This is a genomic window from Shinella zoogloeoides (assembly GCF_022682305.1).
GTDB lineage: Bacteria > Pseudomonadota > Alphaproteobacteria > Rhizobiales > Rhizobiaceae > Shinella > Shinella zoogloeoides_B.
This window is the reverse complement of sequence record NZ_CP093528.1, coordinates 3,703,769-3,723,633: the sequence shown is the minus strand read 5'-3', so window position 1 is coordinate 3,723,633 and position 19,865 is coordinate 3,703,769. Positions and strand designations below refer to the sequence as shown.

23 protein-coding genes are annotated in these 19,865 nt (G+C 65.8%); 14 read left to right on the top strand and 9 right to left on the bottom strand.

The genetic code is table 11. The features are described from left to right. Positions 1 to 14 precede the first annotated feature (14 nt). Positions 15 to 1,841, top strand: a complete 1,827-nt coding sequence (gene typA, locus MOE34_RS18550; protein ID WP_160787126.1) for a translational GTPase TypA — start codon at positions 15 to 17, stop codon at positions 1,839 to 1,841. A gap of 205 nt (positions 1,842 to 2,046) precedes the next feature. Next, positions 2,047 to 2,553 carry a GNAT family N-acetyltransferase gene (locus MOE34_RS18545; RefSeq protein ID WP_160787125.1) on the top strand — a complete coding sequence of 169 codons (507 nt, stop codon included), beginning with the start codon at positions 2,047 to 2,049 and terminating at the stop codon, positions 2,551 to 2,553. 3 nt (positions 2,554 to 2,556) lie between these two features. Here MOE34_RS18545 and MOE34_RS18540 read toward each other — a convergent pair whose 3' ends face one another. Continuing rightward, positions 2,557 to 3,162: a hypothetical protein gene (locus MOE34_RS18540; protein ID WP_160787124.1), complete on the bottom strand. Its 606-nt coding sequence runs from the start codon at positions 3,160 to 3,162 to the stop codon at positions 2,557 to 2,559. Positions 3,163 to 3,297: 135 nt separating this feature from the next. On the opposite strand from MOE34_RS18540, the gene ppa reads away from it, so the two are divergent. Next, a complete protein-coding gene (gene ppa, locus MOE34_RS18535; protein WP_160787123.1) occupies positions 3,298 to 3,831 on the top strand; it encodes an inorganic diphosphatase in 534 nt (177 codons plus the stop codon). Positions 3,832 to 3,931: 100 nt separating this feature from the next. Here ppa and MOE34_RS18530 read toward each other — a convergent pair whose 3' ends face one another. The 7 genes from MOE34_RS18530 to hemC all read right to left on the bottom strand — a co-directional run bounded on the left by MOE34_RS18530 (position 3,932) and on the right by hemC (position 10,205). Next, positions 3,932 to 4,225, bottom strand: coding sequence for a YggT family protein (locus MOE34_RS18530; RefSeq protein WP_206366685.1), 294 nt, complete (start codon positions 4,223 to 4,225; stop codon positions 3,932 to 3,934). A 99-nt stretch (positions 4,226 to 4,324) separates the two neighbouring features. After that, the gene (locus MOE34_RS18525) at positions 4,325 to 5,041 is read right to left on the bottom strand and encodes a glutamine amidotransferase (protein WP_160787121.1); all 717 of its coding nucleotides are present in this window, start codon (positions 5,039 to 5,041) and stop codon (positions 4,325 to 4,327) included. 2 nt (positions 5,042 to 5,043) lie between these two features. After that, entirely contained in the window at positions 5,044 to 5,532 is a 489-nt protein-coding gene (locus MOE34_RS18520; RefSeq protein WP_160787120.1) for a TerB family tellurite resistance protein, read from the bottom strand. A gap of 123 nt (positions 5,533 to 5,655) precedes the next feature. Next, complete coding sequence (locus MOE34_RS18515; RefSeq protein ID WP_160787119.1) at positions 5,656 to 7,254, bottom strand: heme biosynthesis protein HemY; 1,599 nt, start codon at positions 7,252 to 7,254, stop codon at positions 5,656 to 5,658. Between the two features lie 11 nt (positions 7,255 to 7,265). Next, positions 7,266 to 8,462 carry a COG4223 family protein gene (locus MOE34_RS18510; RefSeq protein WP_160787118.1) on the bottom strand — a complete coding sequence of 399 codons (1,197 nt, stop codon included), beginning with the start codon at positions 8,460 to 8,462 and terminating at the stop codon, positions 7,266 to 7,268. Between the two features lie 98 nt (positions 8,463 to 8,560). Beyond that, on the bottom strand, positions 8,561 to 9,274 hold the full coding sequence (locus MOE34_RS18505; protein WP_160787117.1) for a uroporphyrinogen-III synthase: 714 nt from the start codon (positions 9,272 to 9,274) through the stop codon (positions 8,561 to 8,563). 1 nt (position 9,275) lies between these two features. After that, complete coding sequence (hemC, locus tag MOE34_RS18500; RefSeq protein ID WP_160787116.1) at positions 9,276 to 10,205, bottom strand: hydroxymethylbilane synthase; 930 nt, start codon at positions 10,203 to 10,205, stop codon at positions 9,276 to 9,278. A 73-nt stretch (positions 10,206 to 10,278) separates the two neighbouring features. On the opposite strand from hemC, the gene tsaD reads away from it, so the two are divergent. The 5 genes from tsaD to MOE34_RS18475 are packed head-to-tail and all read left to right on the top strand — an operon-like array spanning position 10,279 to position 13,784. After that, positions 10,279 to 11,373 carry a tRNA (adenosine(37)-N6)-threonylcarbamoyltransferase complex transferase subunit TsaD gene (tsaD, locus tag MOE34_RS18495; protein WP_160787115.1) on the top strand — a complete coding sequence of 365 codons (1,095 nt, stop codon included), beginning with the start codon at positions 10,279 to 10,281 and terminating at the stop codon, positions 11,371 to 11,373. After that, positions 11,370 to 12,356, top strand: coding sequence for an NAD(P)H-dependent glycerol-3-phosphate dehydrogenase (locus MOE34_RS18490; protein WP_160787114.1), 987 nt, complete (start codon positions 11,370 to 11,372; stop codon positions 12,354 to 12,356). The genes tsaD and MOE34_RS18490 overlap by 4 nt, the downstream gene beginning before the upstream one ends. A gap of 34 nt (positions 12,357 to 12,390) precedes the next feature. Then, positions 12,391 to 12,684, top strand: coding sequence for a YciI-like protein (locus MOE34_RS18485; protein WP_160787113.1), 294 nt, complete (start codon positions 12,391 to 12,393; stop codon positions 12,682 to 12,684). 6 nt (positions 12,685 to 12,690) lie between these two features. Continuing rightward, positions 12,691 to 13,122, top strand: a complete 432-nt coding sequence (locus tag MOE34_RS18480; protein ID WP_160787112.1) for an EVE domain-containing protein — start codon at positions 12,691 to 12,693, stop codon at positions 13,120 to 13,122. Positions 13,123 to 13,127: 5 nt separating this feature from the next. After that, on the top strand, positions 13,128 to 13,784 hold the full coding sequence (locus MOE34_RS18475; protein ID WP_160787111.1) for a class I SAM-dependent methyltransferase: 657 nt from the start codon (positions 13,128 to 13,130) through the stop codon (positions 13,782 to 13,784). Here MOE34_RS18475 and MOE34_RS18470 read toward each other — a convergent pair. After that, complete coding sequence (locus MOE34_RS18470) at positions 13,765 to 14,196, bottom strand: hypothetical protein (protein WP_229341943.1); 432 nt, start codon at positions 14,194 to 14,196, stop codon at positions 13,765 to 13,767. The two genes, MOE34_RS18475 and MOE34_RS18470, sit on opposite strands and share 20 nt — an antisense overlap. Positions 14,197 to 14,496: 300 nt before the next feature. Here MOE34_RS18470 and sdhC point away from each other — a divergent pair, with 300 nt between their 5' ends. The 6 genes from sdhC to zapE all read left to right on the top strand — a co-directional run bounded on the left by sdhC (position 14,497) and on the right by zapE (position 19,823). Continuing rightward, a complete protein-coding gene (sdhC, locus tag MOE34_RS18465; protein ID WP_160787109.1) occupies positions 14,497 to 14,889 on the top strand; it encodes a succinate dehydrogenase, cytochrome b556 subunit in 393 nt (130 codons plus the stop codon). Positions 14,890 to 14,899: 10 nt separating this feature from the next. Beyond that, complete coding sequence (gene sdhD / locus MOE34_RS18460; RefSeq protein WP_160787108.1) at positions 14,900 to 15,280, top strand: succinate dehydrogenase, hydrophobic membrane anchor protein; 381 nt, start codon at positions 14,900 to 14,902, stop codon at positions 15,278 to 15,280. A 6-nt stretch (positions 15,281 to 15,286) separates the two neighbouring features. Beyond that, on the top strand, positions 15,287 to 17,128 hold the full coding sequence (gene sdhA / locus MOE34_RS18455; protein ID WP_160787107.1) for a succinate dehydrogenase flavoprotein subunit: 1,842 nt from the start codon (positions 15,287 to 15,289) through the stop codon (positions 17,126 to 17,128). 18 nt (positions 17,129 to 17,146) lie between these two features. Further along, a complete protein-coding gene (locus tag MOE34_RS18450; RefSeq protein WP_119258995.1) occupies positions 17,147 to 17,926 on the top strand; it encodes a succinate dehydrogenase iron-sulfur subunit in 780 nt (259 codons plus the stop codon). Positions 17,927 to 18,070: 144 nt separating this feature from the next. Continuing rightward, positions 18,071 to 18,604, top strand: a complete 534-nt coding sequence (locus MOE34_RS18445; RefSeq protein ID WP_160787106.1) for a protease inhibitor Inh/omp19 family protein — start codon at positions 18,071 to 18,073, stop codon at positions 18,602 to 18,604. A gap of 37 nt (positions 18,605 to 18,641) precedes the next feature. Then, complete coding sequence (gene zapE, locus MOE34_RS18440) at positions 18,642 to 19,823, top strand: cell division protein ZapE (RefSeq protein WP_160787105.1); 1,182 nt, start codon at positions 18,642 to 18,644, stop codon at positions 19,821 to 19,823. Positions 19,824 to 19,865: the final 42 nt, after the last annotated feature.

Genomic DNA, 19,865 nt, shown 5'->3' with positions numbered 1-19,865 from the left:
TCAGAGATTACAACATGTCCATTCGCAATATCGCGATCATCGCGCACGTCGACCATGGCAAGACCACGCTCGTCGACGAGCTTCTGAAGCAGTCCGGCTCTTTCCGTGAAAACCAGCGCGTCGCCGAGCGCGTCATGGACTCCAACGACATCGAAAAAGAACGCGGCATCACCATTCTCGCCAAGGCCACCTCGGTCGAATGGAAGGGCGTTCGCATCAACATCGTCGACACGCCCGGCCACGCCGACTTCGGCGGCGAAGTCGAGCGCATCCTCTCGATGGTGGACGGCGCCATCGTTCTCGTCGACTCGTCGGAAGGCCCGATGCCGCAGACCAAGTTCGTGGTCGGCAAGGCGCTCAAGGTCGGTCTGAGGCCCATCGTCGCCATCAACAAGATCGACCGCCCGGACGGCCGCCACGAGGAAGTGCTGAACGAGGTCTTCGACCTCTTCGCCAATCTCGACGCTACCGACGAGCAGCTCGACTTCCCGATCCTCTACGGTTCGGGCCGCAACGGCTGGATGAACGTCAACCCGCACGGCCCGAGCGACGAAGGCATGGCCCCGCTGCTCGACCTCGTGCTCAAGCACGTTCCCGAGCCGAAGGTTGCCGAAGGCCCGTTCCGCATGATCGGCACGATCCTCGAAGCCAACCCCTTCCTCGGCCGCATCATCACCGGCCGCATCCATTCCGGCTCGATCAAGCCGAACCAGTCCGTCAAGGTCATCGGCCAGGACGGCCAGCTCATCGAAAACGGCCGTATCTCGAAGATTCTCGCCTTCCGCGGCATCGAGCGCACGGCGATCGAAGAAGCCCATGCGGGTGACATCGTCGCCATCGCCGGCCTCACCAAGGGCACCGTCGCCGACACGTTCTGCGACCCGTCCGTTTCGGAAGCCCTGAAGGCCCAGCCGATCGACCCGCCGACCGTCACCATGTCCTTCATCGTCAACGATTCGCCGCTCGCCGGCACGGAAGGCGACAAGGTCACGAGCCGCGTCATCCGCGACCGTCTCTTCAAGGAAGCCGAGGGCAACGTCGCGCTGAAGATCGAAGAGTCGGGCGACAAGGATTCCTTCTTCGTCTCCGGCCGCGGCGAACTTCAGCTCGCCGTCCTCATCGAGACCATGCGCCGCGAAGGCTTCGAGCTTGCCGTGTCGCGTCCGCGCGTCGTCATGCACAAGGACGAAGGCGGCCAGCTTCTGGAGCCGATCGAGGAAGTCGTCATCGACGTCGATGAAGAGCATTCCGGCGTCGTCGTGCAGAAGATGTCCGAGCGCAAGGCCGAGATGGTCGAACTGCGTCCGTCGGGCGGCAACCGCGTCCGTCTCGTCTTCTTCGCCCCGACCCGCGGCCTCATTGGCTACCAGTCCGAGCTTCTGACGGATACGCGCGGCACGGCGATCATGAACCGCCTGTTCCACGACTACCAGCCCTACAAGGGTGAGATCGGCGGCCGCGTCAACGGCGTGCTGCTCTCCAACGAAGCGGGCGAAGCCGTCGCCTACGCGCTCTTCAACCTCGAAGATCGCGGCCCGATGGTCATCGACGCGGGCGAGAAGGTCTATATGGGCATGATCGTCGGCATCCACACGCGCGACAACGACCTCGAGGTCAACGTGCTGAAGGGCAAGAAGCTCACCAACATCCGCGCCGCCGGCAAGGACGAGGCCGTCCGCCTAACGCCGCCGATCAAGATGACGCTGGAACGCGCCCTTTCGTGGATTCAGGACGACGAACTCGTCGAAGTGACGCCCAAGTCGATCCGCCTGCGCAAGCTGCATCTCGACCCGAACGACCGCAAGCGATTCGAAAAGCAGCGCGCCGCCGGCGCCGCATAATCGCACGCTTCCCGAAACGGGACAAAATGAGACCCCGGCCCTGTGCCGGGGTTTTTCATGTGTGTGCCATCGTTTTACGGCTTGTGACGTTTCTTAAAAAAGCGTTAACTTTCCGGGATACCACCTCGAACTTGCCTGTGGGCAAGGGGGACCTTCGCGCGATGCGCGATTCCGGTGGAATCGGTGCGGGAATATGAGTCGTGTTATGAAGACACTGTCGATCGATGTGCGGCGCGCCGAGCCGCAGGACGCGCGCGCGATATCCGAGACGCATCGGGTGTCGTGGCTGCAGGCCTATGGCGGCCTCATTCCGCACCGGCCGCTCATCCAGATGGTCGACCGCCGCGGCGAGGTCTGGTGGCGCAAGGCGACACGCGGCCCCGCAACGCTTCTCGTGCTCGACGTCGCCGGAACGGTGGCTGGCTACGCCACGCTCGGCCTCAACCGCGCGCGGGCGCTGCCGCAGGAAGGCGAGATCTACGAACTCTACCTGCGCCCCGAATACCAGGGCATCGGCCTTGGCCGCCTGCTCTTCGGCGAGGCGCAGCGGCTTTTGAAGTCGCTCGGCTGCAACGGCATGATCGTCTGGTGCCTGGAAGACAGCGAGCATGCGCATAACTTCTTCCGCTCCGCCGGCGGGCGCGACATTGCCGAAGGCATGGAGAATTTCGGCGAGAAGGAACTGAAGAAGATCGGCTTCGTCTGGCCCTGACGGCTACTGCGCCGTTTCCGGCAGGTTGCGCATCGGCTCGCCCGCCAGCTTTCCCCGTTTTCCCTGCCATCGCGGCTCGTCCTTGCCGCAGATGAAGCCGGCCGCCTCCCCGTCGGCGATCTGCCGGGCGAGCGCATTGGCGTCCTTGTTCTCCAGTGCATCGACATAGCCGACCACGCAGCTTGCCGGATTGTCCGGCGTGGCGACCGTCGAGACGACGAGGACCTGGCCGTAACGCGTGTTGGTGTCGTCCGTCGTTTCCGGATCGGCGACGAACCACCGCACGATGGTTGCGAAGGGCGCGCCGCCGCCGTCGAGCCGCCACTCGATCTTCGCATTGGTGTGGTTGAAGGGGCCGAAGGTTTCGAAGGCTCCGTCGAGCCAGTCCTTGCCGATGGGCCCGTAGGTCTGGCTTTGCCGCAGGTCGCCTTCCTTGAAATAGACCGGGACCTTCTTGTAGCCGGCGCATTTCATCGTGATGCTCTCGCCTTCCTCCTCTTTTGCAAGGGTCTTGCAGGCGTCGAGGTTGCGGTCGGTATAGGCGCTCTCGTTGGCCTGCGCGGTGGCGGCATGGACGGTGGCGGCAAGGAAGAGGGGCATCAGGCGCATGGGACATCCTCCGGTTAGCTAGAGAACGGCGCAGGCCGCCCGTCTATTCACCTTGGATGAAAGTCATGTTGCGCCGCAGCGGGATTCGCATTAGGAAGCGCGCAAACCACTCCATTTCCAATCGAGGGAGCCCCCATGCGTATCGATGCGATTTCCGTTGGCAAGAACCCGCCGGACGACGTGAACGTCATTGTCGAGGTGCCGGTCGGCGGCCACCCGATCAAGTATGAGATGGACAAGGAAGCCGGCGCGCTCGTCGTCGACCGCTTCCTCTACACGCCGATGACCTATCCGGGCAATTATGGCTTCGTGCCGCACACGCTTTCGGAAGACGGCGACCCGATCGACGTGCTGATCGCCAACACGCGCCCGCTCGTTCCTGGCTGCGTCATCAATGTTCGCCCGATCGGCGTGCTGGTCATGGAAGACGATGGCGGCAAGGACGAGAAGATCATCGCCGTGCCGGTGCCGAAGCTGACGCGCCGCTACGACAAGGTCGAGAACTACACGGACCTGCCGGAAATCACGCTGAAGCAGATCGAGCACTTCTTCACGCACTACAAGGATCTGGAACCCGGCAAGTGGGTTAAGATCGCCGGCTGGCAGGACGTTTCCGTCGCCAAGAAGATGGTTCTCGAAGCCGTCGAGCGTTACAACAAGTCGAAGTAAGCCTTGCGGCCGGGCCTGTCCCGGCCGTTTGCCCTTGCCTGAAATCGAAAACCTCCGGATCGTCGCCGATCCGGAGGTTTTCTTTTTCGGTCTGCGTCAATCAGGACAGAAGCGCCGGGGCCAGCACGCCGCGGATCACCTGCTCCAGGAAATACAGGATGACCAGCACGACGAGCGGCGACAGGTCGACGCCGCCGAAATTCGGCAGGACGCGGCGGATCGGGCGGTAGATCGGCTCGGTGAGCTGATACAGCGAGCGGCCGATGGCGGCGATTGCCTGGTTGTTCGCGTTGATGACGTTGAAGGCGTAGAGCCAGGAGAAGATCGCCGAGGCGATCACCAGGAACCACGCGATGCTGATGATGAACAACAGGGTGTTGATGACCGCTATCATTGACGTCTCCAATTGGTTTCGTCCCGACATGTAGCCATTGCCGGCCCCGCCAGCAAGGCCGGGCTTTTGGCGCGCGGCAACATGTTTAACGGGCCGGCCTCAAGCCTCGTGGAAGACCCGGTCGAGGAACGACCCCATCCAGAGCCGCAGGGCCGCATCGTGCAGCAGCCGGCCGTCGAGATGGGCGCGGCCCATCTGCGCGCCGGGCAGGTCGAAACGATGCGCCCCGCGCACCACCCAGCGATGCATCATGGCGAGTGTCAGCTCGCCGTGGAACTGGATGCCCCAGGCGTTGTCGCCGTAGCGAAAGGCCTGGTTCTCGTAGTGATGGCCGGTGGCGAGCAGCGTCGCGCCCGCGGGCAGGTCGAAGCCCTCGCGGTGGAACTGGTAGACCATGTCCGGCCAGGCCATCAGCGCCGTGCCGGCCTCGGTCGCCTGAAGCGGATACCAGCCGATCTCCGTCAGGCCCTCCGCATGGCCGTAGACCGCGCCGCCGAGATTCTTCACCAGCATCTGCGCGCCGAGGCAGATGCCGAGGAACGGCCGGTTCTCCTTGAGCGGCACGGACAGCCAGTCGATTTCCCGCCGCACATAGGCTTCGTCGTCATTGGCGCTCATCGGCCCGCCGAAGACCACGGCGCCCGCGTGACGGTCGAGCGTTTCGGGCAGCCCGTCGCCTAGCACCGGGCGGCGGATATCCAGCCGGTAGCCCATCGCCCGGAGAATCTGGCCGACGCGGCCGGGGCTGGAAGTCTCCTGATGCAGGACGACGAGGATGGGGCGCTTGTTATGCGGCTTATGCGGGGAATCGAGCATGCTCAGACGTCGTCCGCCTCCTCCGCGCCCGCCGCCGCACCCACCCTTTCGGCCACTTCCTGCCGCTTCATGATGCGCTCACGGCCCGAGACGCCGAGCAGGTCGGCGATGCGCCAGATGGCATGGTCCTCCATCTCGCTGCGCTCGCCATCCGCATAGACGATCTCCCAGAGCAGGCCGATGAGGCTGACGCGCTGCTCTTCCGAGAGCTGGCGTTTCAACTCGGAGGTGAACTGGAAGAAGTCGATGGCCTCGCTTTCCGCATCCGTGCCGGCGGCGACGAGCGCATCCAGCTCCGCCTCGTCCACGGGGTAGAATTCCCTGAAGCGGGCGCGAAGGGCCGTCTTCTCGGATTCTAGCACCGTGCCGTCGGCCTCCATCACCTGGATGCAGAGCGCCATAACCGCGACCCGGGGGTCGTCGACCGCAAAGGCCGGCCGGCTGTCGCCACCGGAAAGGCTCGCAAGAAACTGCTGCAAGCGTTCGAACATCGATATGGCCCCATTTCCTGGAAGAGCATGTATTTCACGACTTGCGAAAATACGACGAATGCCTGTTTCTTCGCAATTGTATTAAAGGGCCATGACGCACTTTCTGCTCGAATCGTCCCTGTCTCAGAAAAGCCGGAAGCCGCTTGTGCCGTCCCGCTTCGCACCCGTGCCGTCCTTGACGCCCGGATCGTCCGGCAGGCCGTAGAAGGGCGGTTCCGTTTCCTGCGCGGCCGTCTCGGTCTTCGGCTTTTCCTGCACGGTCGCGGTCGCCTGCACAGGCTCGGGGACAGCCGCCACGACGACCGGCTTTTCCGTTTCCACCACCACGGCCGTTTCGGCCCTGGGTACGGGCTTCACGGCGATGGCGAGCGGGGGCAGGGTGCGGATGGCTTCGTCCACCGCATCCGCCGAACCCTCCTCGACCGGCCCTTCGAGGGTGCTGACCGGGGTGCGCCACTCGAAGGCGTCGAGCCGGCCTGTGACGGGCGAAACGGCGCGCCATTCCGGCGCGGTGACGCCGTCCGCCGTCCAGGCGGGATCGCGTGGGGCCTTCAGCGCCTGGTTCATCCAGTGGCGAATGCGGCCCTGGTCGCCGGTCTCGGCGTCCTCGATATCGGCGAGCAGCAGGAAGGCGCTTTCGCGTGGGGAGAGACGGGCGGCGGCCTCGGCCTTGGCGCGGGCGCGCGGGAAGTCGCGGGCTTCCAGCGCGGCCTCGGCGACGGCGTAGAGCGCCTCGGCGTTGTTCGGGCGCAGGGCCTCCAGCTTTTCCGCCCGCTTCAGCCGGTCGGTCGCCGAATCGCCGCTGCGGGCGCGGACATAGAGCCGCGCCACGTCGCCATGGGCGGTCGCCTTCCAGAGTTTTTCGAGGATCGAGGCGGCCTTGCGCAGATTGTCCTCGCGCAGATATGCCCTGGCTTCGACAAGGCCGGCGGGCACGAAATTCTCGTCGAGTTTCAGCGCCTGATGGGCGTCCTCGCGCGCGCCCTTCGGGTCGGCGTCGAGCTTTGCCGCCGCGCGGGCGGCAAGGAGCACGGCCTTGCGGCGCGCATGGGCCTTCTTTTCCTCGGGAGAGGCGGTGCGGCCGTCGCCGAGGAGCTTCAAGGCCTCGTCCCAGTCGCCGGCCTGCGAGCGGTATTCGAGCGCGGCTTCCGTCGCCCAGGCAAGCTGCGGCGCTTTTTCCGCCGCGCGCTCGGCATATTGCCGGGCGGCCTCGTTGGCGCCGAGGCGGCGGGCTTCGAGATAGAGGCCGCGCAGGCCGAGTTCCCGGGTTTCCGGGTCGTCGGCCATCAGTTCGAACTTTTTGCGCGCATCGTCGTAGCGACCCTCGATCATCGCCGCCTGCGCTTCGAGCAGATGGATGAGCGGCTCCTGATCGGCGCTGAGCAGACCCTTGGTGCGCGTCAGCATCTTGCGGGCGCCCACGGCGTCACCCGCGCCGGCGGCGATCAGCCCGGTCGAGAGCGCCTGATAGCCGCGGTCGCGCTTGCGGGCGCGGAAATAGCGCTGGATCGAGTGCGGCGACGTCCAGATGACGCGCACCAGCCACCAGGAGAACATGACGGCGGCGATGAGCGAGACGACGAGCGTTGCCGCCACCATCAGGCTCATGTCGGCGCGCTGGCCCTGCCAGATGACGGAGAGTTCGCCCGGCCGGTCGGCAAGCCAGGCGAAGCCCGCGGCGAGCGCGAGCACGAAGAGGACGAAGCCGAGTATGCGGATCATGAAGCCTCTCCTCAGCCCTGGTTGCCGGTCGTCATGGCGCCGGAAACGGCGGCGCCGATCAGCCCCTCGACGGTGACGCGGGCATCCAGCTTGCGCTTGTAGTCGGCCGCTGCGGCCTGCCCCTTTTCCGGCAGGGCCTGCCATTCGATCAGCGCGCCCTTGAAATCGCCGTCCTGCAGGCGGGTCTCGATGCGGGCGACGACGGCCTCGGGGCTGTCACCCTCGACGGTGCCGACCGGGCGCACGCGGATGGCCGATGCGGCGCTCGACATCAGGCGGTTGAAGATACCTTGATCGCCTTCCGGCTGGTGGACGGCGTCGAGAATGGCGTCCGCCGTCGGCTGGAAGTCGCGAACGAGGTCGGAGCGCGAGGGCACGCCGACCGTGGCGTGCTCGCGCAGCCCGGCCACGGACGGATCGTCCGGCGCGACGGAGGCGAAGGCCTCGAGTTCGGCGAGATAGGAGCCGCCCCGGTCGATTGCGGTCTTCAGCGCGCTGGCGGCGACGGCCCGGGCCATTTCTATGTCGCTGCGCGGCTCGTCGAGCTTCTGCTCGGCGGCGGCGATGCGCTGGGTCAACTGGCTTTCCGTCGTGCTGACGCTTTCGCTCGTGCGGGTGACGGCATCCTGCAGGGCGGCCAGCTCCGTGGTTAGCCGGCTAATTTCGCTTTCGAGCTTGCCCACGGCTGCGGGATCGGCTCCGGCAGCGCCCGGATTGGTGCCGGCCGATTTCTCGAGGGCGGCAAGCCGTGTCTCGATCGGCTGGAGATCCACCGTGACGGGCGTGGCGGGTTCGGCAAGGCGCGCCTTCAGCGCCTCGATTTCGCTGGACAGGCCGGCAAGCGCGCTGTCGCCGCCCGTGCGTTCCGGCCCGAGAGCCGGCAGGTAGCCGCCATATTGCAGGCTGCCGGCGCCGAGAAGCGCGATCAGGCCGCCAAGGATACTTGCGGCGAGCGTGCCGGACGTGCCGCGCTGGCGGGGCGGCGGCGTTTCCTTGCGCGCCGGCTCCTTGTCGGCCGCAGGGGCCGGCTCTTCCGGCGCCTGCTTCTCGTCTGCGATCTCCGGGCTTGCCGCCTCGTCCGGCTGTGCGGAGACGTCCGCAACCGTGTCGGCAGCTTCCGCCTCGTCGGTGGCGGGAACCGCTTCGAGGTCGATCGTCACCGGCTCGTCGCCGGTCCTGTTTCGACGGGACGGGGTTTCCGGTTCCATGGCGGCCTCCTCGCGTTCATGTGCATTGCCCTGAACGTAGACAGGGAAGCCGGGGAGGGAAAGACCCTTGCGGCAATTTCGTCCGCCGGGGGCCGGTTTCAGAGCAGCGCGAACAGGCTTTTTTCGTCGGGAGCGGCGGCGATGGAGACATTGGCGGTGAAGTGCCGGGGCACTGCGGCTGCGACATTGCGGCTCATGCAGAGCAGGCGGACGGACTGGAAACGCTCGGGTGTTTCGTGAACGGGAGGCAGGCGGAAGAAGGCGAGCGCGCTTTCGCGGGAATAGAGCAGGACGGCGTCGGGAAGCGGGACGAGCAGCGCCGCTTCGATGTCCGTTTTGGCGGGCGTGAGCGGCGTCATGCGATAGGCTTCGACGGTGCGGAAGGGGATGCCCGCCTCGCGAAGCCGGCTTTCGAAGGCGGGCGCGCGCGGATTGCCGGCGAGATAGAGCAGGGGGGCGTCCGGCAAGCCGGTCTCGCGATAGTGCGCGGCAATCATCGCGGCAAGGCTTTCGCCATCCCCGTCGGCGGCAAGGACGGTGGGGAAGCCGGCGGCGCGCATGGCGGCGGCGGAGGCCTGCCCGACGGCGAAGACCATGGTGGCAAGGCCGTTGCCGAGCCTGCCGGACAGGCGGGCGATTTCCGCGCTGGTGACGGCGATGGCGGAATGGGGCTCGCCGAGGGCTTTTCGCGTCGCCGTCAGGTCGTGTTCGGCCTGCGATAGCGGCAGGCAGACGGCCTCGTGCCCCAGCGCCGAGAGCGCATCCCGCGTGCGGGAGGCGGCAGGCTCGGGGCGAAGGACGAGGACGCGCATCTCAGCCCCAGCTTTCGAAGAAGTCCGCCCCTGCCTTCGCGCGGATCGCCTCGCCGGCCTCTTCGCCGAGCGTGGCGGCATTGGTTGCCGGGCCGCTTGCCTCGATCTCGTGGAACCGGCTGCCATCCGGCGTCAGGATCATGCCGCGGAACTGGACGTGGTCGCCCTCGACGGTCGCGTAACCGGCGATGGGCGTGCGACAGGAGCCGTCGAGCGTGGCGAGGAAGCCGCGCTCGCAGGTGACGGCGGTGCGGGTCGGCCGGTCGTCGATGGCGGCAAGCAGGTTTTCCATGCGCGCGTCGCCCACGCGGCTCTCGATGCAGATCGCGCCCTGCGCCGGAGCCGGCGGGAAGGAGACGGGATCGAGGATTTCCGTCGGCACGTCGAGCTTGCCGAGGCGCTTCAGGCCGGCATAGGCGAGCAGCGTCGCGTCGGCCTCGCCGCCGGCGAGCTTGGCAAGGCGGGTATCGACCTGTCCGCGGAAGACGATGACATTGAGGTCCGGGCGCAGCCGGCGGATGAGCGCCTGCCGGCGCAGCGAGGCGGAGCCGACGGTCGCGCCCTGCGGCAGGTCCAGCAGGCGTTTTGCGCTGCGGCCGATGAAGGCGTCGCGGATGTCTTCGCGCGGCAGGAAGGCGGAAAGGTGCAGGCCTTCCGGCAGTTTTGTCGGCATGTCCTTGGAGGAATGCACGGCGAAATCGAGTTCCCCGGAGGAAAGCTGCGCCTCGATCTCTTCCGTGAACAGGCCCTTGCCGCCGATTAGCGCCAGCGAGCGGTCGGTGATGCGGTCGCCCTTCGTCGAGAGAACGACGATCTCGAACATCTCTTCCGGCAGGCCGTGCGCGGCCATCAGGCGCGCGCGGGTCTCGTAAGCCTGGGCGAGCGCCAGCGGGCTGCCACGGGTGCCGATCCTGAAAGGTTTTGTTTGCATCCGCCTTGATCCATTGTTACCGGGATGTCTCGTAACCGGCTTTAGGGCCGCCCGCAATCGATCCTAGTGCTTCATGTCGTCCCATCTGACCATCCTCGGTATCGAAACGAGCTGCGACGAGACCGCCGCGTCCGTCGTCGCGCGCGGTGCCGATGGCAAGGGCGAGATTCTTGGCGAAGTCGTGCTGAGCCAGTTGGAAGAGCACAGCGCCTATGGCGGCGTGGTGCCGGAGATCGCGGCGCGCGCGCATGTCGAGGCGCTGGACAGCCTGATTTCCGAGGCGCTTCTGCGCGCCGGCCGTTCGCTTGAGGATATCGATGCCATCGCGGCGACGAGCGGGCCGGGGCTGATCGGCGGACTGATTGTCGGGTTGATGACCGGCAAGGCCATCGCGCGGGCGACGGGCAAGCCGCTCTATGCCGTCAACCATCTGGAAGGCCATGCGCTGACGGCGAGGCTGACGGACGGGCTTTCCTTCCCCTATCTGATGCTGCTCGTTTCCGGCGGCCATACCCAGCTTGTGCTGGTGCGCGGCGTCGACGATTACGAGCGCTGGGGCACGACCATCGACGACGCGCTGGGCGAGGCCTTCGACAAGACCGCCAAGCTGCTCGGCCTGCCCTATCCCGGCGGGCCGGCGGTGGAGCGCATGGCGAAGAACGGCAACCCGGAACGCTTCACCTTCCCGCGTCCGCTCGTCGGCGAGGCGCGGCTCGATTTCTCCTTCTCCGGCCTCAAGACGGCGGTGCGTCAGGCGGCGCAGTCCATCGAGCCGGTGACGGATCAGGATGTCGCCGATATCTGCGCCTCCTTCCAGCGCGCCGTCTCGCGTACGCTGAAGGACCGCATCGGCCGGGGGCTTGAGCGGTTTCGCACGCTCCATCCCGACGTTGAAACGCCCTCGCTCGTCGTTGCCGGCGGGGTGGCGGCGAATGCGGAATTGCGCGCGACGCTACAGGCGCTATGCGACAAGAACCGTTTCCGCTTCATCGCGCCGCCGCTGGCGCTCTGCACCGACAATGCTTCGATGATCGCCTGGGCGGGGCTGGAGCGCATGGCGGCCGGTTTTGCGCCCGATGACCTGTCCGTCGCGCCGCGTTCGCGCTGGCCGCTCGACCGCGAGGCGGCGACGATGCTCGGGTCCGGCAAGCGGGGAGCCAAGGCATGAGCGCCCATGCGAAAATCGCCGTGGTCGGTGCGGGGGCCTTCGGCACGGCGCTGGCAAGCGTGGCCGCCGCCAGTGGTGGCGATGTCACGCTGATCGGGCGCGATGCCGGCTCGGTCGAGGCCATGCGGACCACGCGCCGCAACGAGAAGGCGCTGCCGGGCATCGACCTGCCGCAGACGCTTGCCTATAGCGCGGATGCGGCGGTCATGCGTGGCGCGGGCATCGTGCTTTTCGCCATGCCCTCGCAGGCACAGCGCGAGGCGGCGCGGTCGCTCGCTCCGCTCCTTGCGCCCGGCACGGCGGTGGTCATCTGCGCCAAGGGCATGGAGAAGGGCACTGGCCGGCTCCTGACCGAGGTTCTGGAAGAAGAACTGCCCGGTCGCGAGATCGCCGTCCTCTCCGGTCCCGGTTTTGCCGCCGATATCGCAAAAGGGTTGCCGACGGCGATGGTGATTGCCGCGCGCACGGCGGAGATCGGGGCGATGCTGGCGCAGGCCCTTTCCGGGCCGACCTTCCGGCTTTACCCCTCGACCGACCGGATCGGCGTGCAGCTCGGCGGCGCGCTCAAGAACGTGCTGGCGATTGCCTGTGGCATCATCGAGGGCGCGCAGCTTGGCGATTCCGCCCGGGCGGCGCTGATCTCGCGCGGGCTTGCGGAACTGTCGCGCTTTGTGGAGGCGCATGGCGGGGAGGGCATCACGGTGACGGGGCTTTCCGGCCTCGGCGACCTCGTGCTCACCGGCACCAGCCACCAGTCGCGCAACCTGCGCTTCGGCATCGCGCTCGGCCGGCATGGCACGGCGGCCGGCTGGTCGGGCGATCTCGTGGAAGGCGCTTTCGCCGCCTCGGTCGCCTCGGGCGTTGCGGCGGAAAAGGGCATCGACATGCCGATCACCGATGCGGTCGCCCGCATCGTCGACGGCACACTGGACGTGAAGACCGCCATCGGGCAGCTCATGACGCGCCCGATCACCCAGGAATAATGGCCAGAACTATAACCGAAGGGAAGGACCGCACATGCATTTCGCATTCCTCTGCAAGGACAAGCCCGGCGCGCTTCAGGTGCGCCTCGATACGCGCCCGGATCACCTCGCCTATCTCAATGCGCTGAATGCCGAGGGCAAACTGGCCTTCGCCGGCCCGTTCCTCGGTGATGACGGCAAGCCGACGGGCAGCCTTGTCGTGGTCAAGGCCGAGACGATCGAGGCGGCGCGCGAGATCGCGGCGAACGATCCCTATGCCAAGGCCGGCCTTTTTGCCGAGGTCGAGGTGAAGGCTTGGAACTGGGTCTTCAACAATCCGGAGGCGTAAGGCCCGATGGCATACTGGCTCTACAAGTCCGAACCCTTCAAGTGGTCCTGGCAGATGCAGAAGGATGTCGGCGAAGCCGGCGAGGAATGGACCGGCGTGCGCAACTATCAGGCGCGCAACAACATGCGGGCCATGAAGATCGGCGAGAAGGGCTTCTTCTACCACTCCAACGAGGGGCTGGAGATCGTCGGCATCACCGAGGTCTGCGCCCTGTCGCACCCGGATTCGACGGCCGGCGAGGACCCGCGCTGGGACTGCGTCGATATCCGCGCCGTGCGCGACATGCCCAGGCCCGTTTCCCTCAAGGATATCAAGGCCAATCCGAAGCTGGCCAATATGTCGCTCGTCACTTCCATGCGCCTTTCGGTGCAGCCGGTGACGGAGGAGGAGTGGATCGAGGTCTGCCGCATGGGCGGTCTCGATAACCCGCCGCGTTAAATTCCGTGAGGACCGACCCCGAAGTCTTCATCCGCGAGAACACGGATGTGCTTTCGCCGCCGCATGTGCCGGAGGTTCGGCTGCGCCTTGCCACCGAGGCGCACGACCTGTGGCTGAAGACGGAGGAAGAGCTGGAGGCGATCGGCCTGCCGCCGCCCTTCTGGGCCTTTGCCTGGGCGGGCGGGCAGGGGCTTGCCCGCCATGTGCTCGACCATCCGCAGCTTGTCGCCGGAAAGACGGTGCTGGATTTCGCCAGCGGCTCCGGCCTTGTCGGCATTGCCGCGCGCATGGCCGGGGCTTCCGCCGTGCTGGCGGCGGATATCGATCCCTGGAGCGGGACGGCGATCCGGCTGAATGCGGCGCTCAACGGGGTCGCTCTCGACTGCTCAGCCGAAGACCTTGTCGGGCGCGATGCGGGCTGGGATGTGGTGCTGGCGGGTGACGTCTTCTACGACCGGGACTTTGCCGACGTGCTGATCCCCTGGTTCTCGGCGCTTGCCGCGCGCGGCGCGACGGTGCTCGTCGGCGATCCCGGCCGAGCCTATTGCCCGCGGGACCGCATGGAGGCGCTCGCCACCTATCAGGTGCCGGTGACGCGGGCGCTGGAGGACAGCGAGGTCAAGAAGACGACCGTCTGGCGGTTCACCAGTTCGGGCGAATGACGCAGACCCCGGCTTCCCACGAGCAATCGTTCTGGCCGGGCGCTACGGTGATGACCTTCGGCTCGCTCCTGCGGGATGCTTCCCGCCTCGTTCTCCAATCGATCGCATCGGTATCGCCGACATAGATGGTGATGCTGTCGGCGCGCAGGTGATAGGCCGGGAAGACGCCGATGCGCATCCCGTTGTCCCGCCAACCCTGCCGCGCCTCCCCGCCGGAGTGGAATACGGTCTCGAGGCGTCCGCCATGGCCCGGCAATTCGATGCTCGGCAGCCACTTGGAGCGATGGTGATGGCCGTGATGGCGGGAGGAGCCCCAACCGTCACCGGCGTCAGCGGCCGTCATGCCGCCTGCGACAAGCGCGACCGCAAGCCCTAAGACTTTGGTCGCACGGAGCGCGGATAACAGAGTCATTCTGTCCTGCCTTCCGGGTTATGCTTAACAAATCCTTAACGGCAGGATGAGGCAGAAAGCCGCAAAAGTCACGGATTCGATTGGGGATTTTCCGCGTTTGGTTAACGTGCGGCGGGTGCGCCGGAACGGGACGGAGGCAGGAGGCCGTCTAATCGATTAAATTCATTTTGCACTGCAAGAAGGCTTGTGGTTCCGCTTTCCGGTGATTAAACGTCGCAATCACTGCATTGTGCACAACATATTTGCAATTCCGGAGAAAATCGGTCCAGTTTTGGCTCTCCGGGGTTCCGTGAGGTTCAGATGACGAATGTCACTCGAAGCCGGCCGCTTTCGCCGCATCTCCAGGTTTACAAGCCGATCCCGACGATGGTCATGTCCATCGTGCACCGCATCACCGGCGGCGCGCTCTATTTCGGTACCGTCCTCGTCGCCTGGTGGCTGATCGCGGCGGCGACGGGCGAGGCCTATTTCGACTGGGTAAGCTGGTTCTTCGGCACCTGGATCGGCCGTCTCATCCTCTTCGGCTACACCTGGGCGCTGCTGCACCACATGCTCGGCGGCCTTCGCCACTTCATGTGGGACATGGGCCGCGGCTATGAGAAGCACTTCAATACCAAGCTCGCCATCGTGACCCCGGTCGTCTCCGTCGCCCTGACGGTGCTGGTCTGGGTCGTCGGCTATCTGGCGCGCTGAGGAGAGACCCATGGATATGCGCACGCCCCTCGGCAAGGTTCGCGGCCTCGGCTCGGCAAAGGACGGCACGGAGCATTTCTGGCGCCAGCGCCTGACGGCCGTCGCCAACGTTCCGCTGATGCTGTTCTTCGTCGGCTTCCTCATCTGCTACAACGGTGCGTCCTATGCGGAAGTGACGGCGGCGCTGTCGCATCCCGTCGTCGCCGTCCTCATGGGCCTCGTCGTCATTTCCGGCCTCATTCACATGAAGCTCGGCATGCAGGTCATCATCGAGGACTATGTGCATGCGGAAGGCGTGAAGATCGGTCTCCTCATGCTCAACACCTTCTTCGCGATCCTCGTCGGCGGGCTCTGTCTTTTCGCCGTCCTCAAAATCGCTTTCGCAGGATAATTCACCATGGCAGCGATCTCCTCCCCGGCGGCCAACGGCAAAGCCTATACCTATGTGGACCATTCCTTCGACGTGATCGTCGTCGGCGCCGGCGGCGCGGGTCTTCGCGCCACGCTCGGCATGGCCGAGCAGGGCCTCAAGACGGCCTGCATCACCAAGGTCTTCCCGACGCGCTCGCACACCGTCGCCGCGCAGGGCGGCATCGCCGCCTCGCTGCAGAACATGACGCCGGATAGCTGGCAGTGGCACCTCTACGACACCGTCAAGGGGTCCGACTGGCTCGGCGACGTCGACGCCATGCAGTATCTCGCCATGGAAGCGCCCAAGGCTGTCTATGAGCTGGAGCATTACGGCGTACCCTTCTCGCGCAATGCGGAAGGCAAGATCTACCAGCGCCCGTTCGGCGGCCATATGCAGAACTACGGCGAAGGCCCGCCGGTGCAGCGCACCTGCGCCGCCGCCGACCGCACCGGCCACGCCATCCTGCACACGCTCTACGGCCAGTCGCTGCGCAACAATGCGGAATTCTTCATCGAGTATTTCGCGCTCGACCTGATCATGTCGGCCGATGGCCGCTGCACCGGCGTCGTCGCCTGGAACCTCGATGACGGCACGATCCACCGCTTCGCCGCCAAGATGGTGGTTCTGGCGACCGGCGGCTACGGCCGCGCCTATTTCTCCGCCACCTCGGCGCATACCTGCACGGGCGACGGCGGCGGCATGATCGCACGCGCCGGCCTGCCGTTGCAGGACATGGAATTCGTCCAGTTCCACCCGACCGGCATTTACGGCGCGGGCTGCCTGATCACCGAGGGCGCGCGTGGCGAGGGCGGTTATCTCGTCAATTCCGAGGGCGAGCGCTTCATGGAGCGCTATGCGCCGTCGGCCAAGGACCTTGCCTCGCGCGACGTCGTCTCGCGCTGCATGACGATGGAAATCCGCGAAGGCCGCGGCGTCGGCAAGAACAAGGACCACATCTTCCTGCATCTCGACCATCTCGATCCGGCCGTTCTGCACGAGCGCCTGCCGGGCATCTCCGAGAGCGCCAAGATCTTTGCGGGCGTCGACGTGACGCGCGAGCCGATCCCGGTCCTGCCGACCGTTCACTACAACATGGGCGGCATTCCGACGAACTACTGGGGCGAAGTGCTGAACGCCGATGCCCAGAACCCGGAACGCATCGCGCCCGGCCTGATGGCCGTAGGCGAAGCGGGCTGCGCCTCGGTGCACGGCGCCAACCGCCTCGGCTCCAACTCGCTGATCGACCTCGTGGTCTTCGGCCGCGCCGCCGCCATCCGCGCCGGCCAGGTCATCGACCGCGCTTCCCCGATCCCGGCGCTCGACATTGCCGCCTGCGACAAGATCATGGACCGCTTCGATCGCCTGCGGAACGCCAATGGCGGCACGCCGACGGCGATCCTGCGCGACAAGATGCAGCGCACCATGCAGGAAGACGCCGCCGTGTTCCGCACGCAGGAATCGCTGGAAAGCGGCTGCAAGCGCATGAGCGAAATCTGGAAGGAACTGCCGGACATCAAGGTCACCGACCGCTCGATGATCTGGAACTCCGACCTCGTCGAGACGCTGGAGCTGGAAAACCTGATGGCCAACGCCATCACGACCGTCTACGGCGCCGAGGCCCGCAAGGAGAGCCGCGGCTCGCATGCCCGCGAGGACTATGCGACCGGCCCGCTCGGCGGCCGCGACGACGTCAACTGGCGCAAGCACACGCTGTCCTGGGTCAACGAGGCGGGCGACGTCACGCTCGACTACCGCCCGGTGCATACCGACCTCATCGCCGACGGCATCGATCCCAAGAAGATCGAGCCGAAGGCCCGCGTCTACTAAGATCGAGGAGAACAGGACATGGTTGAACTCGCTCTCCCGAAAAATTCGCAGATGACCGAGGGCAAGGTCTGGCCGAAGCCGGACGGGGCCACGAATACCCGCGAATTCCGCATCTACCGCTGGAACCCGGACGACGGAAAGAACCCGTCGATCGACACGTTCTACATCGACGTCGACGATTGCGGCCCGATGGTTCTCGATGCGCTGCTCTACATCAAGAACAAGATCGACCCGACGCTGACGCTGCGCCGCTCCTGCCGCGAAGGCATCTGCGGCTCCTGCGCCATGAATATCGACGGCACCAACACGCTCGCCTGCACCAAGGGCATGGACGAGGTGAAGGGCACCGTGAAGGTCTATCCGCTGCCGCATATGCCGGTGGTGAAGGACCTCGTTCCTGATCTTACGAACTTCTATGCCCAGCACCGCTCCATCGAGCCGTGGCTGAAGACCGTGTCGCCGACGCCGGCCAAGGAATGGAAGCAGAGCCATGAGGACCGCCTCAAGCTCGACGGCCTCTATGAGTGCATCCTGTGCGCCTGCTGCTCGACCTCCTGTCCGAGCTACTGGTGGAACGGCGACCGTTATCTCGGCCCCGCCGTACTGCTGCAGGCCTATCGCTGGCTGATCGACAGCCGCGACGAAGCGACGGGCGAGCGCCTCGACAATCTCGAGGATCCCTTCCGCCTTTATCGCTGCCACACGATCATGAATTGCGCCCAGGCCTGCCCGAAGGGTCTCAATCCGGCCAAGGCGATCGGCGAAATCAAGAAGATGCTGGTCGAGCGCCGGCTCTGACCTACATAAGCAGCGTTCACGAAACGTGAGGAGGCGGCCCGGACAATCGGGCCGTTTCGTCTTGATTCGTGCGGGCGATTCACGTTAATTCGGCGGGAATTGCTGCAGGGCAGCAGTATCGGGCAGATGATCGGGAGTAACGAGATGCGGATTCACCATGTTGCAGGCGGACTGATGATGGCGCTTGCACTTGCCGGCTGCCAGCGCACCGCGTCGATGGACAGCGTCAATACGCAGCCGAACCTCACGCCGCTGCAGGCCCAGCCGGTCGGCGCGGTCGCCTCGAGCCAGCTTCCCGATCCGACGACCAGCACGACCAGCCAGTTCCCGGACAAGCCGACGACCGATACGGCCATGGCGACGGGCACCGGCGATACGGCGGCGGCCGCCACGGCGCTCGACGTCAAGAAGGAATCCATGGTCGGCAACTGGCGCGTGGCGAACGGCCCGTCCTCCTGCGACATGTTCCTGACGCTCACCAATCTCGGCAGCGGTTCGCGCGGCGGCACGCGCGGCTGCGCGGGCGAGCTGACGGCGATGGGCTCCTGGGAAGTGGCCGGCAAGCAGGTCGTCCTGAAGGACCGCGACGGCAACGCCATCGCCCGTCTCTACAAGACGGCCGATTCCCGCTTCGACGGCTCGACCAATTCCGGCCAGCCCGTCAGCCTGTCGCGCTGAGCCATTCTTCCGAAACAGATACGGATGATCTGCGCCCATGGGCAAGGACTGGGACAGGGTTTCGACACACCCGGACCATGGCGTTTCGGATAGGCTGGAAGCCCTCGTTGCAAGCGGCGAGCTGAAGCCGGACCCCGCGCAGAGGGCGATGGCGGTGCGGTTCGACCGGCTGCTCGGCGAGGTTCACGCCCAGCGCCCAGCGCGCAAGTCGAGCGCGCTCGGCTGGCTCTTCGCTTCCCGCAAGCCCGAAAGCGCGAGCGCCCCCAAGGGCCTCTACATCCATGGCGGTGTCGGACGCGGCAAGACCATGCTCATGGACATGTTCTTCGAGCTGGCGCCGGTCAAGCGCAAGCGCCGGGCGCATTTCCATGAATTCATGGCGGATGTGCACGACCGCATCCACAAGCATCGCCAGAAGCTGAAGAACGGCGAGACGAAGCAGGCCGATCCCGTGCCGCCGGTCGCTGCAAGCCTCATCGAGGAGGCGCGGCTTCTCTGCTTCGACGAATTCTCGGTGACGGACATCGCCGATGCGATGATCCTATCGCGGTTGTTCGGCGAACTGTTCCAGCGTGGCTGCATCCTCGTCGCGACCTCCAATGTGGAGCCGGACAATCTCTACAAGGACGGCCTCAATCGCGGCCTTTTCCTGCCCTTCGTCGATCTCCTGAAACGCCATGTCGAGATCGTGCCGCTGGATTCCCTGACGGACTATCGCCTCGAGAAGGACAGCGGCCTGCCGGTGTTCCGCCATCCGCTCGGCGACGAGGCCGACAGGGCGATGGATGCGGCCTGGCGGCGTGAGACGGCCGGCAGGGACGTGGCCCCTGCGACGATCTCCTTCCGTGGTCGCACCATCGTCGTGCCGCAGGCGGCGGGGCGTGCCGCGCGCTTCTCATTTACCGACCTTTGCGAGCGGCCGCTCGGGGCGGCGGATTATCTCGAAATCCTCGCGCATTACGATACGCTGTTCGTCGACCACATCCCCTTGCTCGGAGCCGAGCGGCGCAACGAGACGAAGCGTTTCATCAATCTTATCGACACGATCTACGATCACCGCGCACGCCTCTTTGCGTCTGCGGCGGCTGCGCCGGAAGGCCTGCTTGTGACCCGCAAGGGCACGGAAGGCTTCGAGTTCGATCGCACGGTCTCGCGCCTCATCGAGATCCGCAGCACGGAATATCTTGCCGACCACAAGGCGCGATATGATGGAAAGTGACGGAAGCGTGACGGAAATTCTTACGTTTACGTAAGAATTTTT

Excerpts from the sequence above, each read along its gene's own strand:
- typA (WP_160787126.1), top strand. The coding sequence starts at position 15 with ATGTCCATTCGCAATATCGCGATCATCGCGCACGTCGACCATGGCAAG.
- MOE34_RS18545 (WP_160787125.1), top strand. The coding sequence starts at position 2,047 with ATGAAGACACTGTCGATCGATGTGCGGCGCGCCGAGCCGCAGGACGCG.
- MOE34_RS18540 (WP_160787124.1), bottom strand. The coding sequence starts at position 3,162 with ATGCGCCTGATGCCCCTCTTCCTTGCCGCCACCGTCCATGCCGCCACC.
- ppa (WP_160787123.1), top strand. The coding sequence starts at position 3,298 with ATGCGTATCGATGCGATTTCCGTTGGCAAGAACCCGCCGGACGACGTG.
- MOE34_RS18530 (WP_206366685.1), bottom strand. The coding sequence starts at position 4,225 with ATGATAGCGGTCATCAACACCCTGTTGTTCATCATCAGCATCGCGTGG.
- MOE34_RS18525 (WP_160787121.1), bottom strand. The coding sequence starts at position 5,041 with ATGCTCGATTCCCCGCATAAGCCGCATAACAAGCGCCCCATCCTCGTC.
- MOE34_RS18520 (WP_160787120.1), bottom strand. The coding sequence starts at position 5,532 with ATGTTCGAACGCTTGCAGCAGTTTCTTGCGAGCCTTTCCGGTGGCGAC.
- MOE34_RS18515 (WP_160787119.1), bottom strand. The coding sequence starts at position 7,254 with ATGATCCGCATACTCGGCTTCGTCCTCTTCGTGCTCGCGCTCGCCGCG.
- MOE34_RS18510 (WP_160787118.1), bottom strand. The coding sequence starts at position 8,462 with ATGGAACCGGAAACCCCGTCCCGTCGAAACAGGACCGGCGACGAGCCG.
- MOE34_RS18505 (WP_160787117.1), bottom strand. The coding sequence starts at position 9,274 with ATGCGCGTCCTCGTCCTTCGCCCCGAGCCTGCCGCCTCCCGCACGCGG.
- hemC (WP_160787116.1), bottom strand. The coding sequence starts at position 10,205 with ATGCAAACAAAACCTTTCAGGATCGGCACCCGTGGCAGCCCGCTGGCG.
- tsaD (WP_160787115.1), top strand. The coding sequence starts at position 10,279 with ATGTCGTCCCATCTGACCATCCTCGGTATCGAAACGAGCTGCGACGAG.
- MOE34_RS18490 (WP_160787114.1), top strand. The coding sequence starts at position 11,370 with ATGAGCGCCCATGCGAAAATCGCCGTGGTCGGTGCGGGGGCCTTCGGC.
- MOE34_RS18485 (WP_160787113.1), top strand. The coding sequence starts at position 12,391 with ATGCATTTCGCATTCCTCTGCAAGGACAAGCCCGGCGCGCTTCAGGTG.
- MOE34_RS18480 (WP_160787112.1), top strand. The coding sequence starts at position 12,691 with ATGGCATACTGGCTCTACAAGTCCGAACCCTTCAAGTGGTCCTGGCAG.
- MOE34_RS18470 (WP_229341943.1), bottom strand. The coding sequence starts at position 14,196 with ATGACTCTGTTATCCGCGCTCCGTGCGACCAAAGTCTTAGGGCTTGCG.
- sdhC (WP_160787109.1), top strand. The coding sequence starts at position 14,497 with ATGACGAATGTCACTCGAAGCCGGCCGCTTTCGCCGCATCTCCAGGTT.
- sdhD (WP_160787108.1), top strand. The coding sequence starts at position 14,900 with ATGGATATGCGCACGCCCCTCGGCAAGGTTCGCGGCCTCGGCTCGGCA.
- sdhA (WP_160787107.1), top strand. The coding sequence starts at position 15,287 with ATGGCAGCGATCTCCTCCCCGGCGGCCAACGGCAAAGCCTATACCTAT.
- MOE34_RS18450 (WP_119258995.1), top strand. The coding sequence starts at position 17,147 with ATGGTTGAACTCGCTCTCCCGAAAAATTCGCAGATGACCGAGGGCAAG.
- MOE34_RS18445 (WP_160787106.1), top strand. The coding sequence starts at position 18,071 with ATGCGGATTCACCATGTTGCAGGCGGACTGATGATGGCGCTTGCACTT.
- zapE (WP_160787105.1), top strand. The coding sequence starts at position 18,642 with ATGGGCAAGGACTGGGACAGGGTTTCGACACACCCGGACCATGGCGTT.